This is a genomic window from Streptosporangium jomthongense (genome assembly GCF_042650425.1).
Classification (GTDB): domain Bacteria; phylum Actinomycetota; class Actinomycetes; order Streptosporangiales; family Streptosporangiaceae; genus Streptosporangium.
The window spans coordinates 79,072-105,562 of record NZ_JBHSBC010000008.1 but is presented as its reverse complement, the minus strand read 5'-3'; the positions used below and the strand labels follow the sequence as shown (position 1 = coordinate 105,562).

Here is a 26,491-nt window from a genome sequence, read left to right as displayed (position 1 = left end):
GTCGGCCGGGCGCGGGCTCACCCGCCCGCGCCCGGGGGGCTACTTGTGCGTCAGGCTGGGCACGAACGGCAGCGCGGCGCGCCTGCCGCTCGTGGCGCCGTCCGGGGAGGGGGCGCCGTAGGTGACCTCGACGCCGCGCTGCCTGGCGGCCCGCACGATGCCCGGGACGGCGCGTTCGGCCAGCGCCGCGATGGTCATCGCCGGGTTGACCGTCAGCGCCCCCGGCACGGCCGAGCCGTCGGTGACGAAGATGCCCGGGTGCCCGCGCAGTTCGTGGCGGTCGTCGAGCGCCGAGGTGCTGGGGTCGTCGCCGATGCGGCAGGAGGCCAGCGGGTGCACGGTGTAGGCGCCGACCACGTCGTTGGTCCACGGCATCACCCTGGACAGCCCGTCGCGCTCCAGGATGTCGCGGACCTCGGCGTCGGCCAGTTCCCAGCCGCGCAGCGTGTTGGCGGTCGGGCGGTACTGGATGGGGCCGCGCCCGAGCATCTGCTGTGAGATCCGTACGGCGTTGCCCGTCGGCGGAGGCGGTCCGAAGACGCCCTCGTTGTCGTCCTCGCTCATCGTGAAGACGGTCAGCCACGACTGCCAGCGCCGTACGATCTCCTTCTTCTCCGCGCCGAACCAGGTCGGGCCGGTGGCGTCGGGCACCTGGGCGAGGATGGTGCCGAAGCCGGGCGGGAAGTAGAGCTGCTCCAGCGAGTAGCGGGAGTACTCGGGCAGCGTGCCGTCCAGGCGGTCCCAGCTCGCCACGCACGGCCCCTTGCCGATCTGGGAGGCCGCGTAGGCCGGGCCGTCTCCGCGGGACAGCCCGAGCAGGTCACGGACCCTGTCCTCGTTGAGGATCGCGGTGTTGAGCCGCTCGCCGTTGCCGGAGAAGTACCTGCCGACCGCGTACGGCATGGCCCCCAGGTCCGGCGCGGAGCGCTGCAGGATCACCGGGGTCGCCCCGGCGCCCGCGGCCAGGATCACGATCTTGGCGTCGATCGTCCCGCTCCCGGTGTGCACCCGGTAGTCCTCGTCGTCGACGATGTCGTAGTGCACCCGGTAGCCGCCGTCGTCGTTCCTGGTCAGGCGCTGCACCTCGTGCATGGGCCGTACCTGGGCGCCGTGCGCCACCGCGGCGGGCAGGTAGTTGAACAGCAGCGACCGTTTGGCGTCGAAGCGGCACCCGGCCATCATCCAGTTGCAGTTGGTGCACCTCTCGCCGTCGATGGCGACCGGCACCGGGTTGGCCGTGCGCCCCGCGTGCGCGCACGCCGCCGCGAACAGGCCGCCCGAGTAGGTGACCGCGTCCCAGTCCTGCCTGGTCACGGGCAGTGCCTCGGCCACCCGGTCGTACCAGGGCTCCAGGGTGTCGCGGGTGACGGCCTTGGGCCACATCCTGCGGCCGATGGCCCCCCTGCGGTCGAAGACGAAGCGGGGGGCGCGGGGCATGGCGGCGAAGTACACGACGCTGCCGCCGCCGACGCAGTTGCCGCCGAGCAGGCTCATGCCGTCGCCGACCACGAAGTCGAAGATCCGCGTGTAGCTCGACCCGAGTTTGAAGTCGTGGTCGAAGTCCTCGCCCTGCAGCCAGGGACCGCGTTCGAGCACCACGACCCGCGCGCCGCCCGCCGCGAGGTGGTAGGCCGTGATCGCGCCGCCGAAGCCGCTGCCGACCACGAGGACGTCCGTCGTCTCGGTCACGGTCATGCGGGGCTCCCCGTTGAGGTCGTCGCCGGGTGGAGGCGGGCCAGTTCGCGGCCGTAGGAGTAGACGGGGAAGCGCCACAGGCCGTCCTCCTGCGGCCCGGAGAAGCCCATCGCCGTCAGCCCCGGGTGACCGGCGGCCAGGGCGTCGAGGGTGTGCATGTGGGCCGCGGTGTCGAAGGCCATGTTGCTGAACAGCGCGACGCTGACCCACACCTCCCGCTCCGGGTGACCGGGGGAGGTCAGTATCCCGACCAGGGCGGTCCGATGCGGGAACGGCAGGGCCACGAACGGCGGCAGCGCCGCGGTCAGGTCGATCCCGTTCTGGTCCGCGTAGGCCCGCGCGTGCTCGTTGAGCAGCCGGGCGAGGTCACCGAGCGCGGGCGCCAGCCCGGCCGCGGGGGTTTCGAGCAGTTCGACGGCGCCCGCGGCGACCGCGCCCCCGCCCGCCGCCGCCCCCGCGACCGCCTCGTCGCCGGGTGAGCGCTTCTCACCGGGGACGATCGTGTCCGCGAAGGCCTCCAGCGTCATGGTCCTGGCCTGTTCTTCGTCTGGGATACCCGGTTGCACCGGCGTTTCCTCCTGTCGGCGAGGGGGTGCGGCGTGGGGGCCGGAAGCCGGCGCGTCGGCCGAACCCTCGTTTCACGGACCGGCCCGGCAGCGGGCACGGGACGTCGAGGCCCTGGCCCGGCACGGCGGGATCTGCGACCAATTGGAACTCACATATCGAATTCAGTTCCGGTCTGATCCATCGTCCGAGCGGCACCCCGTCCGACGCATCTTCTGAATTGCCGTCCTGTCAAGCCTCATTCTTCAGGGTTTTCTGTGGCGCACTAACACCCAATTAACGCCGCTCACAACCTAGAGTAGCAGCTCAGACACGGTGAGCACGCTTCACTAGCACAGTTGACAGCAGTCAGATGTTGATTTAGAAATATTGATGCCGATCTTTTTTATTAGTCGTTCGACTGGCACATACAAGCCCCGGAAGGGGCGAATGAATATGGGAGTCGAACTCTCCGAGACGACCAGCCGACTACAGGCCGACCTTTCCCGTCATTCATATTGATGAATATTCAACACACGGAGAGGAATGATGGAGGAAGTTCTTGAGAAAGCTGTGAGACGAGTTATCGAGACCATGCGTGAGCATCTCGGCGACGAGCTCACCATCGATGACATGGCCCGCACCGCCATGTTCAGCAAATTTCACTTCTCCCGGGTCTTCAGACAGGTAACCGGTATCTCACCTGGGCGTTTCCTGTCGGCGTTGCGGCTGCAGGAGGCCAAACGGCTGCTCCTGTCGACCTCGCTGAGCGTCGCCGACATCAGCATCCAGGTCGGCTACTCAAGCGTCGGCACCTTCAGTTCCCGTTTCAAGAGCTGCGTCGGTCTCGCGCCGACCACCTACCGGCAGCACGGCGGTTTCGCCCCGCTGATCCTCACTAGCGGCAGGAACGACGGTGAGGAGACCCGGCTGACGACCGTCCAGGGCAAGATCTGGGCTCCGACCACGGGTCAGTGCGGCCTCATCTTCGTCGGGCTTTTCCCCACCTGCATCCCACAGGGGCCGCCGGTCCGCTGCACGGTGCTGCGCAGGCCCGGCCCCTACGTGCTTGAGAGGGTGCCCCAGGGCACCTGGCATCTGCTGGCCCACTCCGTCGCCCCGGGAAATGAGAAGATCATCAGCAGTCTGGGCAGGGACCCGTCACTCTACGTCGGGAGCTACGGACCGATCACGGTGCGGCGCGACGTCGTGGTCAAGCCCGCCGACGTACAGCTGCGGCCGATGGGAACCCTCGACCCCCCGGTGCTGCTCGCCCTGCTCGACGTGCGCCTGGTGGCGCTCAACTCGGTGGCGAGCTGACCTCCCGCGCCATCGGAAACGGCCGCAGCCATGAAGGCCTGCGGCCGTCGCCGTCCCGTCCCGGGAACCTCCCGCCCGAAACCCCCCTCACCCGGCCGGGCGCACCGTCATCGGGAGCCCTCCGCGCATCCTGAGCGAGAGCATGGGCTCGGCGACCACCCGGTGGCCGGGAACCCCGGTCAGGCGCAGCTCCCTGGCGACCATCGCGACCACGAAAACCGCCTCCATCATGCCCAGGCTGTTGCCGACGCAGAAGCGGGGACCGGCGCCGAAGGGAATGTAGGCGTACCTCGGCCGGGAGGCGGCTCCCTCGGGGGCGAACCGTTCCGGGTCGAAGCGCTCAGGGTCCCTCCAGAACCCCGGATGCCGGTGCAGCGTGTAGGGGCAGATCAGCACGTCCGCCCCGGCCGGCACGTGGTAGGCGCCGACCAGGTCGTCCCGCTGCGCGCTGCGCGTCAGGATCCACACCGGCGGGTAGAGCCGCATGGCCTCCTCGACCACCATCGTGGTGTACCTCAGCCGGTGCAGGTCCTCGTAGCCGGGCAGCCGGTCACCGAGCACCTCGACCGCCTCGGCGTGCAGCCCGTCCCACACCCCGGGGTTGCGGTCCACCAGGTGGAAGGTCCACCCCAGGGTGCTGGCCGTCGTCTCGTGCCCGGCGAGCATCAGGGTGATCAGCTCGTCCCTCATCCGCCTGCCGCCGACCCGGGGGTCGGTCTCCTGCCCGGTCGAGACGATCAGCCGGGACAGCACGTCGTCCCCCTCGGCCGCGCCGCGCGCCGAACGTTCGGCCACCAGGCGGTCGACGACCCGCTGCAACTGCTCACGGGCCCGGCGGAAGCGCAGCTGCCTGGGCAGCGGAAGCCATGTCGGCACCGCGCCGAGCGTGACCATCTCGAACATCGCCTGGTCCTGCACGGCCTCGAAGGAGTGCGCGACCGAGCCGAAGGCGCCCAGGTCGGCGTCCAGCAGGGTACGGCCGAGCACCCCGAGCGTCAGGGCGGTCACCTCCCCCAGCACGTCGACCGGCTCGCCCTCCCGGTGCGCCCGCAGCCTGCCGACCAGTCCCGCCGCCTCCTCCGCGACGGCACCCGCCTGCTGGGCGATCCGCCGGTGCTGGAAGGCGGGCTGGATCATCCTGCGCTGTTTGCGCCACAGCTCGCCCTCGCTGGTCAGCAGCCCGTCCCCGAGGGCACGGCGCGCCTGGACCAGTCCGATCCCCTTGTGGTAGCCGGCGCTGTTGTCGGCCAGCACGTGCTTGGCGTGGTCGGGGTGGTTGAAGAAGTAGAGCGTCTTCGGCCCGAGGGAGATCCGGACCGCGTCGCCGTACCGCTCGGCGGCCGACGTCATCAGCGAGAGCCGGTCACGGGCCAGTTTCAGGAACAGGCCCATCGCGGCTCTGCGCGGCGGTCCGGGCGGTCTCAGCCGGCCGGGCGCCGGGGACGACGCCCCGCCGCCCGGCACGGCCGCAGCGCCTCCTCCGGTGGGGTTCAAGCTGTCACCTCGCTTCGATCTGGGATGATCCGGCGGAACCTGCCGTGGAAGAACAGCAGGCCGTCCCGGTCGTCCTGCTGTTCCATGGAGAGCACCCGCCCGACGAAGATCGAGTGGTCGCCTCCGTCGTAGGCGCGCCACAGCTCGCACTCGAAGCGCGCGAGTGTGCCCGCGAGCAGCGGGGCGCCGGTGAGCGGCCCGGGAAGCCAGTCGACGGTGTCGAACTGGGCGGCTCCCAGGGGCCGCCACCGGTTGGAGAAGTGCCTGGCCAGGGGCTCCTGGCCGGCGGCCAGGACGGAGACCCCGAAGGTCCCCTCCGCGGCGAGGCAGCCGTGCATGATCGCGCCGCGGTCGACGCAGACCAGCACGAGCGGCGGGTCGAGCGAGACCGAGGTGAAGGAGTTGGCCGTCATGGCGTGCGGACCGCCGCCACCGACGGTCACCACGGTGACGCCGGTGGCGAACATCCCGAACGCCCTGCGCATCGCCTTGGGGTCCGCCACGGCGCTCGTCCCGGTTTCCGGCTCCGGTCCGGCGGAACCCGTCTCGTGGGACGGCTCAGGATTGACGCTCATACTGATCTCCCCGGTTGGCCGTTCCTAGGACAGGTATGGTTCGAGCGCGCGGGTCAGCGGCTCGGGGACCCTGGCCGGGACGGTCCGGCTGTTCGGGCCGCGCATGCACGCGACCCGCTGCCTGCCCCTGGCGACCAGCGTCTCCCCGCATGGGGCCTCTCCCGGGTCGAGCCGGACGTAGTCGAAGCCGAACTCGATCTGGGTCTGGGCGAGGTCCACCAGGCGCATCCTGATGGACAGCTCGTCGAAGGCCGTGATCTCGGCGAAGAACTCGCAGTCCACCCGCAGCGTGAACAGCTTCAGGTCCTCCTGCAGCTCGCCGAGCACGTCGGGGGCGTGGAGCTTGAGGAACATCTCCCGGCAGCGCCCCTGCCAGCGCAGGTAGTTGACGTAGTAGACGTTGCCGACGAGGTTGGTCTCCTCGAAGCCGACCGTGTGCAGATACTCGAAGTAGTTGCCCATCACCGCCGCCCCTCGGTGAGGATCGCGAAGACCACCGGCTCCACGGCGTCCCGCAGCGTCGTCACCAGCGTCGCGACCCGCAGGCCGCCGGAGGCGAGGACCGTCCACGCGTCCCTCCGCTCCGAGGTCCAGGTGAGCGGCGCCCCAGGGGGCAGGCCCGCCTTGCGCAGGCACTCGGCGGCGGCCCACACGCGTGTCGCCGCGGCGTCCAGGCTGCCGCCCAGCTCCATCGCGACCAGCTCGGCGAGCCCGAAGTGCGGGCCGAGCAGTCCCCGCCAGTCCTCGACCGTCCGTTCCCGCACGGCCTCGACGTCGCAGCCGGTCGTGCCGACGGCCACGACGCACAGGGTCAGCCCGGCGCCGTGGGAGGCCGAGACCGTCCTGCCGCCGTCCACCTCGGGCCGCCCGTCGGGGCGGTGGCGGACCTCGACGGGACGCCCGAGGGCGCGCCCGGCAGCCACGGTGGTCATGGCCCTGCGCTCCGCCGTGCTCCCGGTCCGTTCCGGCAGGTGGGGCAGGTCGGGCAGGCTCCGCAGGTCGGGGCCGGGCCCAGGGGCAGGCTCGGCCGGGCCGGGTTCGACGACGACGGCGACGGCGGCCCCGGTCAGGTCCTCGACCGTACGCTCCAGGTAGGGGCCGAGCAGCGGCGCGACCCACGGCCCCCGCCCGTCCCCCTTACGTACGGCCCGCAGCCGCAGCCCGTCCCAGCGTTCGACGACCCGGCCCGCGCCGTCCCGCACGGCGATGTCGTAGACGTAGGTGTCGCCGTCGCGCAGCCGTTCGGTCGCGCAGTAGCGCAGCCCGCCCGCCTCGGTCAGCGCGGCGCCGCCCGGCTGGAGGCGTTCGATCCCCGAGGGCAGCAGCGTCGCGTCCGGCACGCAGACCTGGTTGCCGTGCATCAGCGCGTCGCGTACGCCGGGGTCGCCGAGCAGCAGCTCACCGGAGAGGAACCCGGCGAACCAGCCGGTGTCCCCGTCCGCCGCCACGTCGGCGTCGACGTGCCTGGCCGCGGCCCTGTGGTAGCGGCGCAGCCGCTGGAAACGCCCGCCCTGGAACAGGATCTCGCCGTACAGGTCGGCCGCCGGGTCGAGCGGCACCGGGGGCAGCCCCTCGGCGACCTGCTCCGGCGGCCCGTCCTGGGCCGCCTCCCCGTCGAAGCGCAGCCGCGCCCTGAAGTGGTCGGCGTCGAAGCCGGTCTCCGCGCTGCGCACGGCCACCTCGACGGTCTCGTCCCCGGTGACGGCGGCGGCGATCCTGATCGTCGTCGTGCCGTCCGGCGGCACCACGATGGGCCGAAGGAACTCGGCCTGCTCGATCGTCGGCGGCCTCTCCCGGGCCGTGCCGAGGGTCGCCACGGCCACCTGGGTCATCGCCTCCATGCCGAAGACCGCGGGGAAGAGCAGGTTGCCGTCGAGGTGGTGGTCGGCGAGGTAGAGGTCGGTGCCCGCGTTCAGCTCGGTCTCGACGACCAGTTCGACGCCGTGGTAGCGGACCAGCGGCCTGCCGACGAAGCGCAGCAGCGGCAGCGGGGGCAGGTCGTGGCGGACGGTGCCGACGCCCTCGGTGCGCCCGCTGACCACCACGACGGTGGGCGTCTCGGGGTCGGCCAGCAGCCTGCGCATGATCCTCACCCCCTGGTCGGGGGTGATCGGGGTGACGCCGTCCCGGGACAGCGTCTCGACGACGTCGAGCCGCTCCCCCATGCCGACACCCGACCAGACCGACCACTCGACGCACAGGGCACGGCAGCCGGGGTGGTCACGGGCGACCTCCTCGGTGAGGCAGGCCAGCCACTCGTTCGCGGTGGCGTAGTGCCCCTCCCCGCGCAGTCCCGCCCGGCCGATGATGCTGCCGAACGTCACCAGCAGGCGCAGCGAGCCGGGATCGACCGCGTCGAGCACCGCCCGCAGCCCGTCGACCTTGGGGGCGAGGGTGCGGTGGAAGGCCGCCATGTCCAGGCCGGTGATCGCCCCCGGCTCGTTGCGTCCCGCGCCGTGCAGCACCGCGGTGACCGGCCCGGTCTCCGCCGTCGCCTCCGCCACGGCCGCGCGCAGCCCGTCCGCGTCGGTGACGTCGGCCCTGGCGTACCTGACGGTCACCCCGGTGTCGGACATCCGCCGCAGGTTGGCCGCGAGTTCCTCGTCCTGCTCCGGGTCGGAGCGTCCGACGACGACGAGGGCGGCGCCGCTGTCGGAGGCCAGGGCGAGCGCGCACTCGGCGGTGATGCCCTTGCCGCCTCCGGTCACCAGCAGCACGTCCGTGCCGTCCAGCGGCTGGACGACCCGGGTGGGCCGTACGGGCATGGCGCGCAGGGTCGGCACCCGGCGTGTGCCCTCCTCGTCGTAGTGGGCCTCCGCGTAGCGCGTGGTCGCCGCGACCTCGCCGACGACCCAGCCGACGGCCTGTCCGGTCACCGGCACGTGCGCGACGGTCGTGCGCAGATGGGGCGCCTCAAGGAAGAGCGTCCTGGCCAGTCCGGCGGCGCCTCTGCCGTGCTGTACCAGGACGAACCGGGTCCCCGGCTCGGCCGCCAGGGCCGCCTGGGCACCGAGCAGGGCCTGCTCCAGGTCCTGCCGCGCGCACTCGGGCGGCAGGCAGACCAGGACTCCCCGGCCGACGCCCGCCCCTTCGAGCTCCCGGCGCAGCGTCTCGGCGAAGGGGTGCTCCCCCGCCGTGTGCAGCGTCCAGCGGCCGTTGTCCTCCCGTACGCGTGCGGCGGGCGGCGGCACCTCGTCGAGGTCCACCGAGAACGGCCTGGCCCAGGCGGCGGCGCCGGCGACCGTCGCCGCCGTCTCCTGGCCCTGTCCTGTCTCGGCGAGCGTGCCCAGGGCGTCGGCCAGCTCCATCACGGTCGCCGTGGCGAAGTTGGTCGGCGCCTGCGCCGAGGACAGGCCCATCCGCCGGGCCGCCTGGTTGACGATCTGCCCGACCGTGATGGAGCTCAGGTGCAGGTCGTCGAGCAGGTGGCTGTCGGCACGCACCATGTCCATGGGCAACTCGGCGCGCTCCGCGGCCAGCCTCCGTAGCATGTCCAGGGCGCTCTCCCCCTCGCCGCCCTCCTGCGGCGGCTGCGGGGCCCGCGGGGCCTCCCGCCGCTCCGCGGGCCGTACGGCGGGGCTCAGCAGTACCTCGGGGGCCCGCTCGCAGGGGCTCTCGAAGAACGACAGCGGCGCGCCGAGCCGCAGCGGCCTGACCAGCCTGCCGTGGAAGAGCGCCTCGTGCGCGACCGGGGCTCCGGCGACGTAGGCGGCGGCGACCACCCGCAGCAGCCCGGCCGACGACTCCTCGTCGGTGTCCAGCGCGACCGCGGGCACGTCGGTCACCGCGGCGGCCAGCCCGCTGAGCACCCGTCCGGGGCCGACCTCGACGAACAGGTCGATGTCCTTGGCCGCCAGTTCCACCGCCTGGGCGAACAGCACGGGGTCGGTGACCTGCCTGCCCAGCAGCGCCGGGATGTCGGTCTCCGGCGTCAGCGCCTCCCCGGTGACCGTGGAGACGACGCGCGCCCCGACCCGGTCGAACTCCTCTCCGGCCAGCCGTTCGCCCAGTTCCCGCGCGGCGGGCGCGACGAGCGGCGAGTGGAAGGCGTGCGACACCCGCAGAGGGGTCCACTGCAGCCCCTCCGCGAGGGCCCTGCGCCCGGCCTCCCGTACGGCGTCGGCCGGCCCGGCCACGACGGTCTGCCGGGGGCCGTTGTATCCGGCGATCACGACGGGCAGGTCCCCGGTCAGGGCGGTGACCGTGTCCGGGGAGGCGGCGATGCCCGCCATGGTCCCCGAGGCGGCGTGCTCGGACATGGCCCTGCCCCTGGCCTCGGCGACCCGCAGCAGGGTCTCCTCGTCCATCGCCCCCGCCCAGTGCAGCGCGGACAGCTCGCCCAGGCTGTGGCCGACGGCGACGTCCGCCTCGACGCCGAGGACGGCCAGGGCGCGCAGGCCAGCGACGGAGCCGGTGACGATGCGCGGCTGGGCCACCTCGGTCGCGACCATGTCGCCGCCAGAGGGCAGGTCCGCCCTGAGGTAGACCTCCTCGGCCTCGGCGAAGCGCCTGCGCAGGGCACCGCCGCTGGTGCCCCTGCCCGAACCCTGCCCGGGGAAGAGGTAGCCGATCCTGCCCGGCCCGCTCACGTGACCGAGGAAGCCCCTGCCGTCGGCGGAGAACAGCGGGATCTCCCCCGCGTCGAGGGCCGCGAGCACCCGGCGCAGCCCGCGTTCGGCGTCCTCGGGCGAGGAGACGACGACGGCCGCCCGGTACGGCAGGCCGCGCAGCTCACGCTGGAGCGTGGCGGCCAGGTCGCCCAGCTCCGCGTACGACAGGGCGGGCACGAAGTCCGCCAGCTCGGCCAGGCGTTCGCGCAGCTCGGGCGGTGAGGCGCCGTCGAGCATCAGCAGTTCGGCGTCCTGGGCCGAGGAGGCGAGCGCCCTGGTCCTGCCGTCGAACCTGGCCTGCCTGCGCGGGCCGGGCTTCTCAAGGACCACGTGGGTGTTGATGCCGCCGAAGCCCATGGCGGTCACGCCCGCGCGCACCGGCGTCCCGCCGGGCCACGGCTCCGCCTTGCGCAGCACCCGCAGCCGCGCCGTCTCCTGCGTCAGCACCGGGTGCGGGTCGACGCAGCCCGTGGTCGGCGGCAGCACCTGGTGGTGCACCGCCAGGGTGGCCTTGATGAGCCCGGCGACCCCGGCCGCGGCCTTGGTGTGCCCGATCATCCCCTTGATCGAGCTGATCGCCGCACGCGGGCCGCCGGCGTGGGAGAGGGCCTGGGTCAGGGCCGTGAGCTCAGTCCTGTCGCCGACCTCGGTGCCGGTGCCGTGCCCCTCGAACATGGCGACGGTCTCGATGCCGAAGCCCGCCCGTTCGTAGGCGCGGCGCAGCGCCAGCCGGTACCCGCTGACCTCGGGCCTGGTGATGCCGCCCCTTCCGTCCGAGGAGACGCCCCACCCGGCGACGGTCGCGTAGATCCGTCTTCCGGCCTCGACGGCGTCCCGCTCGCGCATCAGCACGACCATCCCGCAGCCCTCGCCGGGCCAGAAGCCGTTCGACCCGCGGTCGTAGAGCCGCATCTCCCCCCTGGCCAGGGCGCCGGTCTTGGCGAAGCCCACGATCTCGAACGGGTCGATGGACAGGTCGACCCCGCCCGCGACGGCCACGTCGAGGTCGCCGTCGGCCAGGGCCCTGGCCGCGGTGACCACCGACAGCAGTGAGGAGGAGCAGGCGCCGTCCACGGTGTAGCCGCCGCCCTTGAGGTCGAAGTGGTTGCAGATGCGCCCGGCGATCGTGTTGGAGAGCCCGCCCGCCAGGGTGTCCTCGTCGGGGACGGGGAAGGGGCTCTTGTAGGCGGCCTCCAGGTCGTCGAGGAAACCGGCGAGCCGTTCGTCGTCCCAGTCCCGCTCCTTGAGCGCCGCCGCGACGGTGCGCCGCACGTACGGCCAGCGCAGCCGCATCAGGTTGGCCCTGGCGAACTCCCCGGTGAGGGTGTTGCCGACGATGACGCCGGTGCGTTCCCTGGCCAGTCCCTCCGCGCCGGGGAAGCCCGCGTCGGCCAGGGCGAGCGCGGCCGTGTCGAGCGCCAGCCAGTGGGTGAGGTCGGTCGAGCGGTAGGTGCTTCCGGCGATCTTGTAACCGATCCGGTCGAAGGCGTAGCCCTCGATGACGGCCGCGTTGCGCGCGTAGAAGCGGTCGGGGGCGGCCGGGTCGGCGTCCCAGTAGTCCTCAAGCCGCATGCGCGTGTCGGGCAGCCTGCGGAACGCCCGCCGTCCGGCCAGGACGTTCTCCCACAGTTCCCTCGGCGAGGCGGCGTCGGGATAGCGGCACGCCATGCCGACGATCGCGATCCTGCTCATACCGAGGCGACCTCCTTGCCGGTGCTCGCCAGGCCGTCCTGGGCGCGCGCGGTCAGGCGCGCCAGGGTCTCGCGCTGCTCGCGTCCCTTGTCCACGAAGTGGAGCGACCACAGGAAGACCCCGCGGACGAGGCAGACGGCCGCGGTGGCGAAGAAGATGCCGTAGGGGATGTGCACGGCCGTGAGGAGGCCGTACGTCAGGGCGACGCCGCCGCCGAAGAGCATCTGCGCCGCGGGTCTCGACGGGCTCGTCCCCGGGTCGGTGACCATGTAGTTGGTGAAGAGGATGAAGGCGACGCCGGTCATCATGCCCAGCGCCCCGGAGATCGAGGTGCCGAAGAACAGGCCGCGCAGGACCGCCTGCACGGCGAAGCCGCCGACCCAGGCGGCGATCAGCCACATCCGCCCGGTGAGCTTGCCGTTGATCATGCTGCCGCCGAGGATGATGATCGCGGGGATGAGCCAGTCGATCCAGGTGTCGACGTTCTCCGTGAAGTGGTACGGCGGCGCGATGCTGGCCCAGGGCAGGATCAGCAGGATGACGGCGATGCCGAAGTTCGACGGGTTCATGAAGTGCCGCATCTTCCCGCGGACCGGTGCCCGCAGCACCCACTTGGCGCCGACCGCGACGACCACCCCGAAGATCATCACCAGGATCTGGTCGTTGACGTAGATGAGCATGTTCATGGCCAGGCTGGTGATGTGCGCCGGGTAGAGGAACTCCACCAGGCCGCGCGGGCCGTTGCCCGTGTAGCGCGGCGCCCGTCCCTCGGCCCTGGCCGAGACGAACTCGAGCGCGATCTCCACCATGTAGCCGGTCGCCACGGCGACGAAGGGCCACAGCCACGGCTGCTCGAACCCGAGGAGGATGTAGCCGACGGTGTTGAAGACCGTGATGGATATCGCGAAGTTGCGCAGTGCGATGGTGACCTTGGGGTCGTGGCGCGGGGGGTTGTGCGTCCTGTCAGACATCTCGGTCATCTCTCCTTGGCCTGGCCGCCGAGTTCGAGGCGGTGCCTGCCCGGCGTCAGCTGAAGATCCTGGTCGTGTACCTGTCCGGCCCGGTCGCGCCAGCGCAGGTTGACCCGCACGGGACCGGTGACGTTCCTGCCGAGCCCGATGTGCACCTCGCTGCTGCGCTTGCCCGAGTGCCCGCTGCCGCCGTCCACCCTGCCGAGGAGCCTGCGCCCGTCCGGCGTCGTCACCGTGACCTGCGCGCCGGTCACCGGCGAGCCGGGGGCGGGCAGCGCGCCGGGAACCGGGGTGGCCTCGCGGGTCAGCCGCAGTTCGAGGAAGGCCCCGGGTGAGGGGCTCTGGTTGCGGTAGAAGACGGGCTCGCCCCACTGCCTGGCGACCGCGAAGTCGAGCCTGCCGTCGCCGTCGGCGTCACCGGTCGCGACCCCCCGCGTCGGCACCGGTACGGCCAGCCCGAGTTCCCTGGCCACGTCGACGTAGGTGCCGTCGGGACACCTGACGAAGAAGTGCAGCGTCTGGGTTCCCGCGACGTCGTCGCCCGCGCGCACGTTCGGCCACCAGTAGGGGTTCTGCAGCAGCTGGTCGTTGGCCGTGGCCAGTTCCTGCAGCTGCGGCCAGCGGTCGACCTCGCCCTTCACGAACCCGGTGGCCTGGACGATGCTGAGGTCCCCGCCGTTGTCGAAGTCGTCGATCTTGACGTCCCAGCCCCAGCCCGACCAGGCGGTGCGCGCCTGGGCGCTGCGGTCGGTCCACGGCGCCTCGCCCCGGCTGAGCCTCTCGCGCAGGGCGGCCTTGTCGCCGGAGGCGGACATGAACTGGAAGTTGCTCTCCTCGATGCCGAAGGAGGTGGTGATGTTGCTGACGAACATGTCGTAGACGCCGTCGCCGTTGAGGTCGCCGAAGTCGAGGCCCATGCCCTTGAAGGAGTCGTGGCCGATCGTCTTCGACTTGGGGATCAGCGGCGAGCGCACCCCCTCGACGAGCGAGAGCCTGATGTGGCCGGGCGTCGAGCGGTTGTAGAACATCCGGTCGGGGCCGAAGTCGTTGGCGAGGTACAGCTCGGGCAGCTGGTCGCCGTCGAGGTCGGTGGCGGCGGCGGCGAGCTCCCACCCCTTGGAGGCCGTCTCGGGCAGGACGTCGTCGAGCCGCTGGTAGGTGACCGAGGGGTCGGCTCCGGTGACCGAGCCGGTCCAGCGGAAGAAGAAGTCGTCCCCGCCGTTGTGCGCGTCGGACATGGAGTGGTTCATGCGCACCAGGCCGGTGCCGCGGGAGTCGAGCACCGCGCTCTGCGGGAAGTAGTTGCCGATGAAGACGTCGTCGTGTCCGTCGCCGTCGAAGTCCGCCACGGTCGCGGCGTTGGTGTTCCACTGCGGGCCGCTGTAGAGGCCGCCGGTGGCGTTGGGGCCGGGCACCAGCTCGACCGGCCGGTAGGCGCCGGGGCCGAGCCTGGTGGCGCCCGGCCTGGCGAGGTAGAGGATCGGCGTACGGCCCCACATGTAGACGAGCAGGTCGAGGCGGCCGTCCTCGTTGAAGTCGCCGGGGACGCACCCCATGGGGGCGATGTGGTCGTTCATGGGCAGCGCGCCGGGGTCGAGCGCGAAGGGCGCGTACCTGTCGGTCTTCCCGCCGGGGACGGGGGTGACCACGGTCTGGTCGATGCGCGGGTCGACCAGGCACAGGTCGTTGGACAGGCCGTCCCCGTCGAGGTCGTTCATCGCGATCGCCGCCCCGACCGAGGAGATCCACGCGTCGATGTGCGTGTAGTCGGGGTGCACCCCGCGGATCTCCTGCTGCCGGAAGCCTCCGGGCAGGGCGATGGACATCGGGGCGAAGGAGTACCTGCTCGCCATGCGGGCCGTGTCCGCGGCCGAGGGCGTGGGAATGCGGGCCACCACGAACGCGCTCACGATCAGCACGAGCGCGAGGACTCCGGGGAGCTGCCTGCGCAGCCAGCCCGCTGTCGCTGTCACGTCCTAACACCTCCCAAGGGATGCGAACTCGTCGGCGATGCGCCGCCGCCACACCTCGTAGGCGGGCACCTCGCCCTGGACGGGCCCGTCGGGACGGGCCTTCTCACTGATCCGCGCCGCCTGTTCCGGGGTCATGTCGCAGAAGACCCGGGTGGCCAGGAGCGTGTGCGGCACCACGAGGCCGGCCCGTTGCCTGGCCTCGGCCGCGAACGCGCAGCCCTGGGCGATCTGCGGGCGGTATCGGCCCGCGCGCTCCCAGAAGGCCAGCAGTTCCCCCTCCTCCGCGCCGCCCGCGTAGCTGGCGGCCAGCCCGGCGCCCGCGTACAGGTCGGCCCTGCGTTCCTCGGGGAATCCGTCGATCATCGTGGCGACGAGTTCCACGTCCGTCCCGCCGACGAACCACATGGCCCGTCCCACGCCCTGGTCGATGGCGTGCCCGGCGTACCAGCGGAAGCGGTCGGCCGTCCAGGGGAAGTCGGGGTCGCGGAAACGGGCGTGGACGTATCGGCCGGTGTGGAAGTAGGCCTGGTGGAAGCCGTACCCGTCGAGGACGAGCCAGCGCAGCAGCGGATCGTAGGCCGAGACGTCGGGCCACAGGAAACGCGGCAGTCTGGCCATCGCCCAGCCGACCCCGACGTAGACCATGTAGAGGTGGTCGTCACCGCGCCCGGCGAGGAGGTCTCCCGTTCTGCGGCCCCCGGTGAACGGCAGGGCGTCCAGTACGGCGGAGCCCATGCCCGCGCCCTCGTAGGCGAAGCCGCGGAAACGGGTGGGAATCGTCTCAAGCCGCTGTTCCGCCTCACGGGCCGAGCGTGAACCGGCCACGTGCGCGTAACCGGCCAGAAACGATTCACCAATCGTTTCCAGCAATTCCCTCGCCTGTGGGCTTTTCTCATTGAAACCGCGCGTCCCGAGTTTCGTGGCCGAGACGCCCGGGGTCAGAATTCGGCGCCTCAGCGCCCTCAACGCATTGGCCACTTGCCGCCTCACGCCCCTTATTCCGGATAGATTCGTCTCCTCGCCCATCTGACGACAAATCTACACAGGCACCTTGACCGACTGTCTACTTCAAACGTGCTCACGGAAACGCAAAGGAAGTCTTCCTGCAATCGGGCGCATGATTAACGGCGACGACAGCGGATGGTCCCGCGCCATCAATTCACAAAAAGGCCGCAACAATTACGCGGAAATGCGGCGTCCGCCGTCAGCCCGTCCGCAGGGACAGGTGGGCGCGCACCTTCCCGCGCCACAGCTCGTAGGCGGGCAGCCCGCCGGAGCCCCGCTCGACGGCCGAGTCGTCCGCGAGCGCGACCGCGGCCTCCGCGGTCAGGTCCGCCAGGGCCCGGACCGCCGTCTCGGTGTGCGGCGGCACGAACCCCGCGTAGTGGCGGGCCTTGGCCGCGAAGACCGCGCCCTGGGCCAGCTCCGCCCCGTGCCCGGCGGCCTCCTCGCGCAGCGCGGCCAGATCCTCCGCCTCCGCCCCGCCCGCGAACGCCGCCGCCAGCCCGACGCCGCTCCACAGGTCGGCCCTCCGGTGTTCCGCGAAGCGCCCGACCGTGGCCGCGACGTCGCCGGGACGGCCTCCGTGGACGAACCACAGCGCCCGGCCGACCCCCTGGTCCGCCGCCCTCGGGAAGTAGTCCGGCATGCCCTCCCACGGGTAGGGCGCGGCCACGCGCTGCCGGCCGACCCAGCGCGCGGTGTCGAAGTAGGCGCGGTCGAAGCCGTACCCGTCGACGGCCAGCCAGCTCATCGTCGGGTGGTACGGCAGGCCCGTCAGGTCGGGAACCGCCCTGCTCCACAGCACCCTCGGCAGCCGGGCGAGCGCGAACCCGATGCCGATGTAGGTCAGGAAGAGGTGCGGCCTGCCGGGGCCGAGCAGGAGGTCGCGGGTGCGGGTGCCACGGCCACCGCCCATCGCGTCGAGGACGGCGCAGGCCATCGTCGCGCCCTCGTAGGCGAAGCCGCGCAGTTCCCGGTCGACCATCGCGAGCCTGCGCTCGACCTCCCACTGGTCCCGCGCGTTGACGCCCCACTCGAACCCGCACACCACCGCCTGGGGGATCGCCTCCAGGCGCCGGGTCGCCTCGGAGGGGACGACCTGGAAGCCGCGCCCCGCGAAGGTCACCTCGGCCAGGGAGGGCGCGAGCAGCAGGCTGCGCAGCGATCCGAAGACGGTGGGCATGGGACCTCCCTGCTCGGGTGACCCTTTCATGCTCCCTTCCCGCGGGTCGTGACGCATCTCTTGGATTGCGCCACCCCGGCGGACGGATCACGTCATCCGCCCCACGCATGCGCGGCCCGGGGCGCGCCCGTCGTGGGCGCGCCCCGGGCCGCGCGGGGTCGTCGTGGAGGTCGTCGTGGGGGTCGTCGCGGGTTTTCCGTCAGCGGGTGGCGAACTGTCCCGGGGTACGGCCCTGGCCTGCGGGCCCCCGGTAGGCCTGGGCGATGTCCAGCCACCGGTCGGCCTCCGCCCCCGAGGCGGTGAGCGCGAGGTCGGCACGGTGCCTGCGCCTGACCACGAGCAGGCAGAAGTCGTGGGCCGGGCCGACGACCCGCTGCCCGGCGTCCTGGGGCCCGAAGGCCCACGACTCGCCGGAGGGCGCGGTCAGCTCGAAGCGGAACTCCTCACCCGGCGGCGTCAGGCCCCGCGCCTGGTAGCCGAAGTCCCTGGTCAGGGTGGCGAACCAGGCCAGGTGCCTGATCCGGTCCGTCGGCTCCCGCCGTACCCCGAGCGCGTCGGCGATGTCCTGGCCGTGCCCGAAGAGTTCCATGTATCCGGCGCAGCCGAGCACGGCGGGCGGAAGCGGCCTGACCAGCCACGGCACGACCTGGTTCTCCGGCACCGCGGCGAGCGCCGCGAGCGAGGCCGCGCGTCCTGCCCGCCAGCGGGCCAGCAGTTTCTCCGGCGGGTCGTCCAGATAGTCCGCGAGGGCGGCGTTCACCGCCCCGTCGAAGTCCTTGCCCGCCCGCGCGGCCAGCGCCCCGAACGTCTCGGGGTCGGAGGCCGCCAGTTCGGCCAGGCGGAAGATGAAGGTGAGGTGCGCGATCTGGTGTCTGATCGTCCATCCGGGCGCGGGGGTGGGAAGCGCCCACCCATCGGCGTCGAGGCCTTCGACCATGCGGTCGACTTCCTCGCCCTCCGCGGCCAGGTCGGAGATCACGTCCTGCAACTGGGTCACGAGCCTGTCCTCTCGCAGGGAAACTCGCAGGGAACCTCCAGGGAAGGAGGTCTGCCGAACACCTCACCGCGGCGGCGCGTTCTGCCCCAGCATGCATCGGTGCGAACCGGCTGTCTTCTCCCTGTGTGCTGTCCGTGGTCACCGGGTGGTCACCGGCAGGGTGGCTCGTACGGCATGTCGGGGAAGTGGTGGCCCCACTCGGCGCGGGTGATCCTGGGGTGCGCGACGGCGCACACCAGGGCGGCGGCACGCTCGGAGTCGATCTCCCACAGCCGCACCGTGCGGTCCCGGCCCGCGGTGGCCAGGGTGTGCCCGTCCGGGCTGAACGCCAGCGCGTGGATCCCCTCGGTGTGGCCGCCGAGGGTGGCCAGCTCCACGGGCAGGCGCGGGTCGGTCGTGTCCCACAACCGCACCGTGCGGTCGGCTCCGGCTGTGGCCAGGATGTGGCCCCGGGGGGCGAACGCCACGGCGTAGACGGTGTCGGTGTGCGGGGTCAGCGTGGACAGGGGCCGCGCGTTCCCCGGGCGGGAGACGTCCCACAGCCTGGCGGTGCGGTCGAAGCCGGAGCCGGCCAGCGCCTTCCCGTCCGGGGAGAAGACCACCGCGCTCACCCCGTCGGTGTGACCCGTCAGCGTCGCCACCGGCTCCGGCCGGACCGGACGGGAGACGTCCCACAGCCGCACCTCGCGGTCGGGTCCCGCCGTGGCCAGGAGACGGCCGTCGGGCGAGAAGGCCACCGCGTTGACGTCGCCGGCGAAGTCCGTGAGCGTCGCCAGGGCCTTCGGACGGAGCAGGTCGGTGACCTCCCACAGGCGCACCGTGCGGTCGCGGCCCGCCGTGGCCAGGACACGGCCACCGGGGGCGAAGGCGAGCCCGCACACCGGGCCGCGGTGCGCGCTCAGCTCGCTCAGCGCCCTGGGCCTGAAGGGGTCGGCGACGTCCCACAGCCACGCCGTACGGTCCGATCCCCCGCTGGCCAGGGCGCGCCGGTCGGGGCTGAAGGCGACGGAGCAGACCGTGTCGCGGTGCGCGGCGAGTACGGGACCCGGCAGGTCCCACACCCAGACGGTGTGGTCGTCGCTGGCACTGGCCAGGCTCCTGCCGCCGGGGGCGAAGGCCACCGAGACGACCGCCCCGGCCTGGCCCGACAGCACGGCGGGCTCCTCGGCGCCGGAGTCGGACACGTCCCACATCCGCACCGTGCGGTCCGTGCTCGCGCCGGCCAGGTCGCGTCCTCCCGGGCTGAAGGCCACCGAGCGCACGCCGTCGGTGTGGCCGCGCAGGACACGCCTCTCCCGGACCTTCCCGGGGTCGCCGGTGTCCCACAGCCGGACGGTGCGGTCCTGGCTCGCGCTGGCCAGCGAGCGGCCGTCCGGGCTGAACGCCACCGCGTTCACGGTGCCGGTGTGCCCGGTCAGGACCGCCGCCCGGGCAGGGGCCCGCGGCCGGGTGAGATCCCACAGCCGCACCGTGCGGTCCTGCCCGGCGCTGGCGAGGGTACGGCCTCGCGGGTCGAAGGCGACCGAGACGACGGCGTCGTCGTGCCCGGTCACGCGGGCCAGCGGTCTGGGGCGTGCGGGGTCGGCGACGTCCCACAGGCGCACCGTGCGGTCGGTTCCCGCGCTGGCGAGCACCCGTCCGTCGGGGCTGAACGCCACCGCGTTCACATCGCCGGTGTGCCCGGTGAGGACGACCGGCGCCGCGGCGCGGCGAGGGCCGCCGAGGTCCCACAACCGCACCGTACGGTCCTGCCCGGCGCTGGCCAGCGTGCGCCCGTCCGGGCTGAAGGCGAGCGCGCCGACGCCGCCGGTGTGCCCCGTCAGGACCGCGAGCGCCGCCGGGCGGTGGGGGTCGGCCAGGTCCCACAACCGCACGGTGCGGTCGCGGCTCGCACTGGCCAGCGTGTGCCCGCCGGGGCTGAAGGCGACCGCGCCGACGTTGTCGGTGTGCCCGGTCAGGCGGGTGGCGTAGGGGGTGGCGAAGGCGCTCAGCAGGGTCCCCCTGGCCTGCTCCGTCGGCACCAGCCGGTAGGCGGCGAGCCCGATCTGGGCGGCCAGGGCGGGGTTGGTCGCGCGCAGCGCGGCGGCCTCGCCCGCGGCCTTCTGGGAGACGGCGATGTTGCGCTGGCGGGTGGCCGTGCCGTTGGCGTCGGCGGCGTAGACGACGGCGGTGACGGCCAGCAGGAGCAGCGCGGTGAGCGCGGCGACGAGCTGGCGCAGGCGGCGGGTGTGCCGCCTGCCCGCGTCGAGCTCGGCGGCCCGCGCGGCCAGGCCGGCGTCGAGGAAGGCGCGCTCCCTGCCGGTGAGCACGGCGTCTCCCGTCTCGGCCCAGCTCTGCGCCTGGGCGAGCCCGACCCCCCGGTAGAGGGCTCCCGGGTCGTGGCCGAGCGACTCCCAGGTGCCGGTCGCCTCGGTGAGCCTGCGGTGGACGCGCAGCCCCTCACGGTCCTCGGCCAGCCAGCCGCGCAGCCGGGGCCATGCGCCCAGCAGTGCCTCGTGGGAGATCTCCACGGTTTCGCGGTCGAGGGTGATGAGGCGCGCGGCCGCCAGGCGTTCCAGGACGACCGGGGTGTCGGGGTCGTCCTGGTCGAGCTCACGGCGGAAGACGGGCCGCTTGGTGTCCTCGGTGCCCTCGCCGAGGGCGGTCAGCCGCAGGAACAGGCTCTTGACCAGCCGCTGCCTCCGGGGGCCGAAGGCGGCGTAGAGCGACTCGGCCGTCTGCGCGAGCGCGCCGTGCAGGCCGCCCGCCGCCTGGAAGCCCGCCAGGGTCAGCGCGTGTTCCCCCTGCGTCTGCGCCAGGTCTCCAGCAGGGCGTGCGAGAGCGAGGGCAGCGTTCCCGCCTGCCCGTTCGCCTGGGCCACGACGGCGGTCAGCAGCGCGGTCTCGACCGTGCAGCCCGCGCGGACCGCGGGCTGCACGACGGCGCGGCGCAACTCGTCGGTGGTCATGGGTCCAACGGCGAGCTGCGCGTCGGCGAAGGCCTCGACCAGGTCCGGGTGGCGGGTGCAGTGGGCGTAGAAGTCGGCGCGCACCCCGAGCACGACCCGGCAGCGGCTGTCGCCCGCGCCGGCCGCGGTGACCAGCGCCGCGAGGAAACGGCCGCGCTCCGTCTCGTCGTCGCAGAGGGTGAAGACCTCCTCGAACTGGTCGACGACCAGCAGCAGCTCGGCCTGTTCCGGCCGGCCGGCCAGGGCCCGGCGGACGATCCGGTGCAGGCCGCGCGGGCCGGCCGCCAGTTCTTCGCACAGCCCGCCCGGGGTGTCCCCGGTGAGCCGGGCGAGCTGGAGCGCGCACTCCTCCAGGGGGCGCGGACCCGGGGTGAACAGCACCACGGGGCCCTGTCCGCCCTCGGCCCTCCTGCGCGGCACCAGCCCGGCCCGCAGCAGCGAGGACTTCCCCGCGCCCGAGGTGCCGAAGAGCGCGACCAGTCTCCGCCGCGCCAGACGGGTCCGTAACTCCTCGACGAGCCGCTCGCGGCCGAAGAACCGGTCGGCGTCCTCACTGCGGAAGGCCGCCAGGCCGACGTACGGCGGTTCCTGCCCGGCCGCCCGTTCCCCTGTCTCCCGCGGGCCGCTCCCCGAGAGTTCCGCGGCCACCTCGTGCCAGCGCCGCTCCCACTCGGTGCCGTCGCCCCCGCAGGCGCCGACGTAGGCCAGGGTCACCGCCAGGCTCGGCAGTCTCCTGCCCGCCGCCGCGCCGGACAGCGTCGCGACCGAGTAGTGCGCCCTGCGTGCCAGCAGCCGGTACGGCGGGCCACCCGCCTTCTCCCTCAGCTCGCGCAGTTCGGCCGCGAACCGCAGCAGCGCGCTGTCTCCCTCGTCCAGTGGTCGCTCGCCACGCGGCAGCGCCCCCACCTCCTCGGTCCGGTCCCCCGGTGCCCGCGCGAGGTGACGCCGGGAGACAGCCGGAGGCGGCCGTCCGAGCCTCCGGCGGGCCCTTCGGCACCGGGAACTCGCCCGGCGATTGTTGCACACGCCCCAACAGGCCGGAAGCCGGTTCTCCTCGCGTCTCCGGCGAGATCATCATCCATCACGACAAGCGCTTTCACGGCATGGCGGCCCGCCGTACCCCTCGTTGCGGGTCATCTTCCGGTCGCCGGCCGAGAACGTTGACGACCTGGACCCGCCGCGCCGCGTCGCGGGTGTTTCCGGGTCGTTCCCCACCGCGTTCCAGGAACGCCGACGAGGAAGGGAGCGAAAATCACGCGTCCGATGAGGGATCTCCTGTCCCGAGGGGCCGGAACCGTCACATTGACCACCGTTGTGCCCGCCGCCGTGTCCTTCTCGGTGGCGTGCGGCCGCCGTACCGCGCGCCCCACCGGCCCCGGATGTCCCGCGCCACGCCGCCCCTGAGTGGCCGCAGCACACCCGTGCAGGACGTACGTTGAAATGCACAGGTGTTTGCCCTGCCGGCTCCATGAAGGATGTGATCGCCGTGACGGCCTCCGCTGAGGAAAACGTGCTGATCTTGGCCGACGACGATGACGAGACGCCCGACGCCCTGGTGACGGTCGCGGGTGCGAGTGTGGACCCGGTCAAGGACTACCTCCGGCAGATCGGCAAGGTTCCCCTGCTCAACGCCGAGCAGGAGGTCGAGCTGGCCAAGCGCATCGAGGCCGGCCTGTTCGCCGAGGAGCAGCTGGAGGTCGAGGGCGACCGGCTGCCGGTCGACGTGCGCGCCGAGCTGGAGTGGATCGCCGAGGACGGCCGTCACGCCAAGGACCACCTTCTTGAGGCCAACCTGCGTCTGGTGGTCTCGCTGGCCAAGCGCTACACCGGCCGGGGCATGCTCTTCCTGGACCTGATCCAGGAGGGCAACCTGGGCCTGATCCGCGCGGTGGAGAAGTTCGACTACACCAAGGGGTTCAAGTTCTCCACCTACGCCACGTGGTGGATCAAGCAGGCGATCACCCGGGCGATGGCCGACCAGGCGCGGACGATCCGCATCCCGGTCCACATGGTCGAGGTGATCAACAAGCTGGCCCGGGTGCACCGGCAGATGATGTCCGACCTGGGCCGTGAGCCGACCTCGGAGGAGCTGGCCCGCGAGCTGGAGATGACCCCGGAGAAGGTCGTCGAGGTCCAGCGGTACGGGCGGGAGCCGATCTCCCTGCACAGCCCGCTCGGCACGGAGGGCGACAGCGAGTTCGGCGACCTCATCGAGGACTCCGAGGCGATCACCCCCGACGAGGCGGTGGCGTTCGGGCTGCTGCAGGAGCAGCTGCACGCCGTCCTCGACACCCTGTCCGAGCGTGAGGCCGGGGTGATGGCCCTGCGGTTCGGGCTGACCGACGGCCAGCCGAAGACGCTGGACGAGATCGGCAAGGTCTACGGGGTCACCCGGGAGCGCATCCGCCAGATCGAGTCCAAGACCATGTCCAAGCTGCGTCACCCGTCCAGGTCCCAGGCGCTGCGCGACTACCTGAGCTGACGGCCGTCCGGCCTACCCCGTCAGGCCGTCGAAGGCGACCCTGAGGTGGCGGGGGCCGCGCAGGACCGGATTCCGCCGGTAGGGCGGCGGGTCTTCGGCGAGCCCGGGGTCGCTGAGCCTGCGGGCCAGCTGGGTCAGCGCGATCTGCGCCTCAAGGCGGGCCAGCGGCGCGCCGAAGCAGTAGTGGACTCCACTGCCGAAGCCGAAGTGCTGGTTGTCCGCCCGTTCCGGGTCGAACCTGTCGGGCTCGTCGAAACGCCTGGGGTCGCGGCTTCCCGAGGCCAGTACGAGCCAGATCGGCGCCCCCTTCGGGATGACGGTCCCGGCGACCTCGATGTCGGCCAGGGCGGTGCGCTGCGGCAGGAACTGCACCGGCGGCTCGAAGCGCAGCAGCTCCTCGACCAGCGGTACGGCCAGCTCCGGCTCCTTGCTGAGCCTGGCCAGGGCCTCGGGGTGGCGCAGCAGGGTGAGCATCCCGTTGGTGATGAGGTTGACGGTGGTCTCGTGGCCCGCGATGAACAGCAGGACGGCCGTTGTGATCATCTCGATCGGTGTCAGGCGTCCCTGCGGGTCCTGCGCGGTGACCATGGCCGACAGCAGGTCGTCGCCGGGTGTACGGCGGTGCTCCTCGGCGAGCCCGGCGAGATAGCGGCCCAGCTCGGCCCGGGCCTGCTGGGCGGTGAGCTGCCGCTGCGCGGGGTCCTCGGACGAACTCGGGTCGATGCCCGCGACGATCCTCTCCGCCCAGACGTGGAAACGCGCCTCGTCCTCGTGGGGCACACCGAGGAGCCTGCAGATCACCATCACGGGGAAGGGGTAGGCGAAGTCGTCGACCAGGTCCGCCTCCCGCCTGTCCCCCAGGTCGTCGATCAGGCCGGTGACCATCCGGCTGAGATCCCCGCGCATGTCGTGGATGCGCCGGGGGGTGTGCGGAGGCCCGAACGGCCGCATCGCCAGCCGCCGCAGCCGGTCGTGCTCGGGCGGGTCGAGCCTGATGAAGCTGGGCGGCAGGCCCGTGTCCTCCTCGGCGTCGGGCGGCAGGCCGCCCGCCGCGCCCGGCAGCCGGTTACGGATGTCGGAGCTGATCCTCGGGTCGTGCAGCAGGCTGAGGATCTCCCAGTAGGTGCTGACCGCGTACACCCCGTCGTCCTGCCGTGAGACCGGTGTCCTGCGGAGTTCGGCGTACAGCGGGTAGGGGTCGGCGCGGTTGGCGTAGTCGGTGATCTGCCGCAGCAGGGTGCCCTGCGTCATGGCTGCTTCCTCACGGTCCTCACGGTCCTCACGGTCCTCGGGCGTCGTCTGGCGCGTCGCCGGTCAGGCGCGGGCCGGGGTGAACTGGAGTCTGCGCTCGCTGGGCGCGTATCCGCTCAGCGTCACGGTCGGGCCGTGGCTCGGCAGGGAGGGGTCGGGGAAGTCGGCGGGGATCGGCCGGATGCCCCCGGCGCGCCTGTCCACGTTGGGGAAGTCGGGCGGGAAGGGCGCCGCCGACTCGATCAGCCTGCGGTAGAAGTCGATCCATCTGGCCTGGTCGAAGGCGACCGCGGCGATGACGCGCCCCTGGAAGCCGTACGTCACGACGAAGCGGTCCTCCTCCAGGGCACCCTGCGTGACGACGATCTCCTCCCCCATGGGCGGGACGCCGATGGACTTGATGTTGACCCCGAACTGGGCGGACCAGAAGGCCGGGACCCACAGGTAGGGGCGGCGGTCGAGCCCTGAGTTGATCATGTTGTGGGCGGCGATCTCGGCCTGCTCGACCGCGTTGCCCCAGTGTTCGAGCGAGAGGAACTGGTAGCCGAAGAGCGGGTGGGGGGACCTGGCGACGTCCCCGGCGACGAAGACGTCGTCGGTGACGATGCCGTGGACGTCGAAGGCGCGGCATCCCGCGTCGCAGGCGACGCCCCTCGGCCCGGCGGCCAGCCCCGATCCGGCGAGCCACTCGGTGTTGCGTATCGCGCCGAGCCCGACCACCGCGACGTCGGCGTCGATCGCGCTCCCGTCGGAAAGGTGGGCGCGCCTGAGCCGTCCCGCGGCGTCGCCCTCCAGGGCGGTCACCGTGACGCCGCAGCGCAGGTCCACGCCGTGCTCACGCTGCAGCCGCGCCGCGACCGCGCCCACGACGCCGCCGAGCGCCCCGACGAGGGGGGCGGGGCCGCGCTCGGCGACCGTGACCTCAAGGCCCCTCTCCCGGCAGGCGGAGGCGATCTCCGAGCCGGTGAACCCGGCTCCGACGACCAGCACCCGGCGGGGGCCCGCCGCCAGATGCCGGTTGAGCCCGGCGGCGTCGTCGGCGGTGCGCAGGACGAACACCCCGTCGAGGGCGGCCTCCGTCTCCTTGAACCACGGCCTGGCGCGGGTGCCGGTCGCGATGAGCAGGCGGTCGTACTCGATCTCGTCGCCGTCGGCGAGGCTGACCCGCCGTTCGGCCAGGTTGAGCCCGGTCGCGGCCACGCCGAGCCGCCAGCGGACGTCGAGGTCGCGGGCGCGCGGCAGTGTGGTCGCCTCCGCCGCCGTCCTGCCCAGCAGGACCTGCTTGGACAGGGGCGGCCTGTCGTACGGCTCGCGCGGCTCGTCGCCGATCACGGTCAGCGATCCGGTGAAGCCTCCGGCGCGCAGCGCCTCGGCTCCGTGCAGCCCCGCGAGGGAGGCTCCGACGACGACCACCCGGCCCCGCCGTCTGAGCTCCCGTGCGGCCGTCTCAGCCGACATCGGTCAGCGCTCCCCCTGGCCGTCGCGCGGTGTCCCACTCGACGGTGATGGCCTGCACCGGGCAGGCCGCCGCGGCCCGCAGGACCTGTTCGCGCCGCTCCTCGCCGGGGCCCGGGTCGTACATCAGGGCCTCCTCGCCGTGCATGGAGAAGACGTCCGGCGCCAGGAAGGCGCACTGGGCGTAGCCCTCACAACGGTTGAGATCGACGACAATCCTCACGGAACCCCCCGGCCCCTTCGGCCGTCCCCGTGGTGGGAACGGCCCTTGGGTGATGTCCAGACTAGGGCGGTGACCTGG

The 26,491-nt window shown here is 72.5% G+C and carries 17 protein-coding genes and 1 pseudogene; 2 read left to right on the top strand and 16 right to left on the bottom strand.

The genetic code is table 11. The annotated features are described in order from the left end of the window. Window positions 1-39: 39 nt before the first annotated feature. The gene (locus tag ACFOYY_RS08385) at window positions 40-1,695 is read right to left on the bottom strand and encodes a GMC family oxidoreductase (RefSeq protein ID WP_352012639.1); all 1,656 of its coding nucleotides are present in this window, start codon (window positions 1,693-1,695) and stop codon (window positions 40-42) included. Continuing rightward, window positions 1,692-2,261, bottom strand: coding sequence for a DUF5987 family protein (locus tag ACFOYY_RS08380; protein WP_352012640.1), 570 nt, complete (start codon window positions 2,259-2,261; stop codon window positions 1,692-1,694). Before ACFOYY_RS08380 ends, ACFOYY_RS08385 begins: the two co-directional genes overlap by 4 nt. 571 nt (window positions 2,262-2,832) lie before the next feature. Here ACFOYY_RS08380 and ACFOYY_RS08375 point away from each other — a divergent pair. Continuing rightward, window positions 2,833-3,558, top strand: a complete 726-nt coding sequence (locus ACFOYY_RS08375) for an AraC family transcriptional regulator (protein ID WP_362772115.1) — start codon at window positions 2,833-2,835, stop codon at window positions 3,556-3,558. Between the two features lie 87 nt (window positions 3,559-3,645). Here ACFOYY_RS08375 and ACFOYY_RS08370 read toward each other — a convergent pair whose 3' ends face one another. The 11 genes from ACFOYY_RS08370 to ACFOYY_RS08320 form a co-directional block, all read right to left on the bottom strand. Beyond that, window positions 3,646-5,052 (bottom strand): cytochrome P450, encoded by a 1,407-nt coding sequence (locus ACFOYY_RS08370; protein WP_352012642.1) that lies wholly within the window; start codon window positions 5,050-5,052, stop codon window positions 3,646-3,648. Next, window positions 5,049-5,627: a flavin reductase family protein gene (locus ACFOYY_RS08365; RefSeq protein WP_352012643.1), complete on the bottom strand. Its 579-nt coding sequence runs from the start codon at window positions 5,625-5,627 to the stop codon at window positions 5,049-5,051. The genes ACFOYY_RS08370 and ACFOYY_RS08365 overlap by 4 nt, the downstream gene beginning before the upstream one ends. Window positions 5,628-5,651: 24 nt before the next feature. After that, window positions 5,652-6,089 (bottom strand): acyl-CoA thioesterase, encoded by a 438-nt coding sequence (locus tag ACFOYY_RS08360; RefSeq protein ID WP_362772111.1) that lies wholly within the window; start codon window positions 6,087-6,089, stop codon window positions 5,652-5,654. Then, the gene (locus tag ACFOYY_RS08355) at window positions 6,089-11,929 is read right to left on the bottom strand and encodes a type I polyketide synthase (protein ID WP_386189072.1); all 5,841 of its coding nucleotides are present in this window, start codon (window positions 11,927-11,929) and stop codon (window positions 6,089-6,091) included. The genes ACFOYY_RS08360 and ACFOYY_RS08355 overlap by 1 nt, the downstream gene beginning before the upstream one ends. Then, window positions 11,926-12,909 (bottom strand): enediyne biosynthesis protein, encoded by a 984-nt coding sequence (locus tag ACFOYY_RS08350; protein WP_386189070.1) that lies wholly within the window; start codon window positions 12,907-12,909, stop codon window positions 11,926-11,928. Before ACFOYY_RS08350 ends, ACFOYY_RS08355 begins: the two co-directional genes overlap by 4 nt. Continuing rightward, window positions 12,906-14,873, bottom strand: a complete 1,968-nt coding sequence (locus ACFOYY_RS08345; protein WP_352012647.1) for a CRTAC1 family protein — start codon at window positions 14,871-14,873, stop codon at window positions 12,906-12,908. The genes ACFOYY_RS08350 and ACFOYY_RS08345 overlap by 4 nt, the downstream gene beginning before the upstream one ends. 3 nt (window positions 14,874-14,876) lie before the next feature. Then, a complete protein-coding gene (locus tag ACFOYY_RS08340) occupies window positions 14,877-15,899 on the bottom strand; it encodes a DUF1702 family protein (protein WP_352012648.1) in 1,023 nt (340 codons plus the stop codon). 178 nt (window positions 15,900-16,077) lie between these two features. Beyond that, complete coding sequence (locus ACFOYY_RS08335) at window positions 16,078-17,058, bottom strand: DUF1702 family protein (RefSeq protein ID WP_352012649.1); 981 nt, start codon at window positions 17,056-17,058, stop codon at window positions 16,078-16,080. 199 nt (window positions 17,059-17,257) lie between these two features. After that, window positions 17,258-18,055, bottom strand: a complete 798-nt coding sequence (locus tag ACFOYY_RS08330) for a TIGR03084 family metal-binding protein (RefSeq protein WP_362917003.1) — start codon at window positions 18,053-18,055, stop codon at window positions 17,258-17,260. Window positions 18,056-18,204: 149 nt separating this feature from the next. After that, window positions 18,205-20,793, bottom strand: coding sequence for a WD40 repeat domain-containing protein (locus ACFOYY_RS08325; RefSeq protein WP_386189448.1), 2,589 nt, complete (start codon window positions 20,791-20,793; stop codon window positions 18,205-18,207). Window positions 20,794-20,822: 29 nt separating this feature from the next. After that, window positions 20,823-21,908 (bottom strand): helix-turn-helix domain-containing protein, encoded by a 1,086-nt coding sequence (locus ACFOYY_RS08320; protein WP_386189067.1) that lies wholly within the window; start codon window positions 21,906-21,908, stop codon window positions 20,823-20,825. 595 nt (window positions 21,909-22,503) lie between these two features. Here ACFOYY_RS08320 and ACFOYY_RS08315 point away from each other — a divergent pair. Further along, window positions 22,504-23,484: pseudogene (locus tag ACFOYY_RS08315) on the top strand (RNA polymerase sigma factor); the annotation flags it as partial. 12 nt (window positions 23,485-23,496) lie between these two features. Here ACFOYY_RS08315 and ACFOYY_RS08310 read toward each other — a convergent pair. From ACFOYY_RS08310 to ACFOYY_RS08300, 3 genes are all read right to left on the bottom strand, one after another. Then, window positions 23,497-24,735 (bottom strand): cytochrome P450, encoded by a 1,239-nt coding sequence (locus ACFOYY_RS08310; protein WP_352012652.1) that lies wholly within the window; start codon window positions 24,733-24,735, stop codon window positions 23,497-23,499. A gap of 63 nt (window positions 24,736-24,798) precedes the next feature. Beyond that, on the bottom strand, window positions 24,799-26,193 hold the full coding sequence (locus tag ACFOYY_RS08305; protein ID WP_352012653.1) for an NAD(P)/FAD-dependent oxidoreductase: 1,395 nt from the start codon (window positions 26,191-26,193) through the stop codon (window positions 24,799-24,801). Continuing rightward, a complete protein-coding gene (locus ACFOYY_RS08300) occupies window positions 26,183-26,413 on the bottom strand; it encodes a ferredoxin (RefSeq protein ID WP_352012654.1) in 231 nt (76 codons plus the stop codon). Before ACFOYY_RS08300 ends, ACFOYY_RS08305 begins: the two co-directional genes overlap by 11 nt. Window positions 26,414-26,491 lie beyond the last annotated feature (78 nt).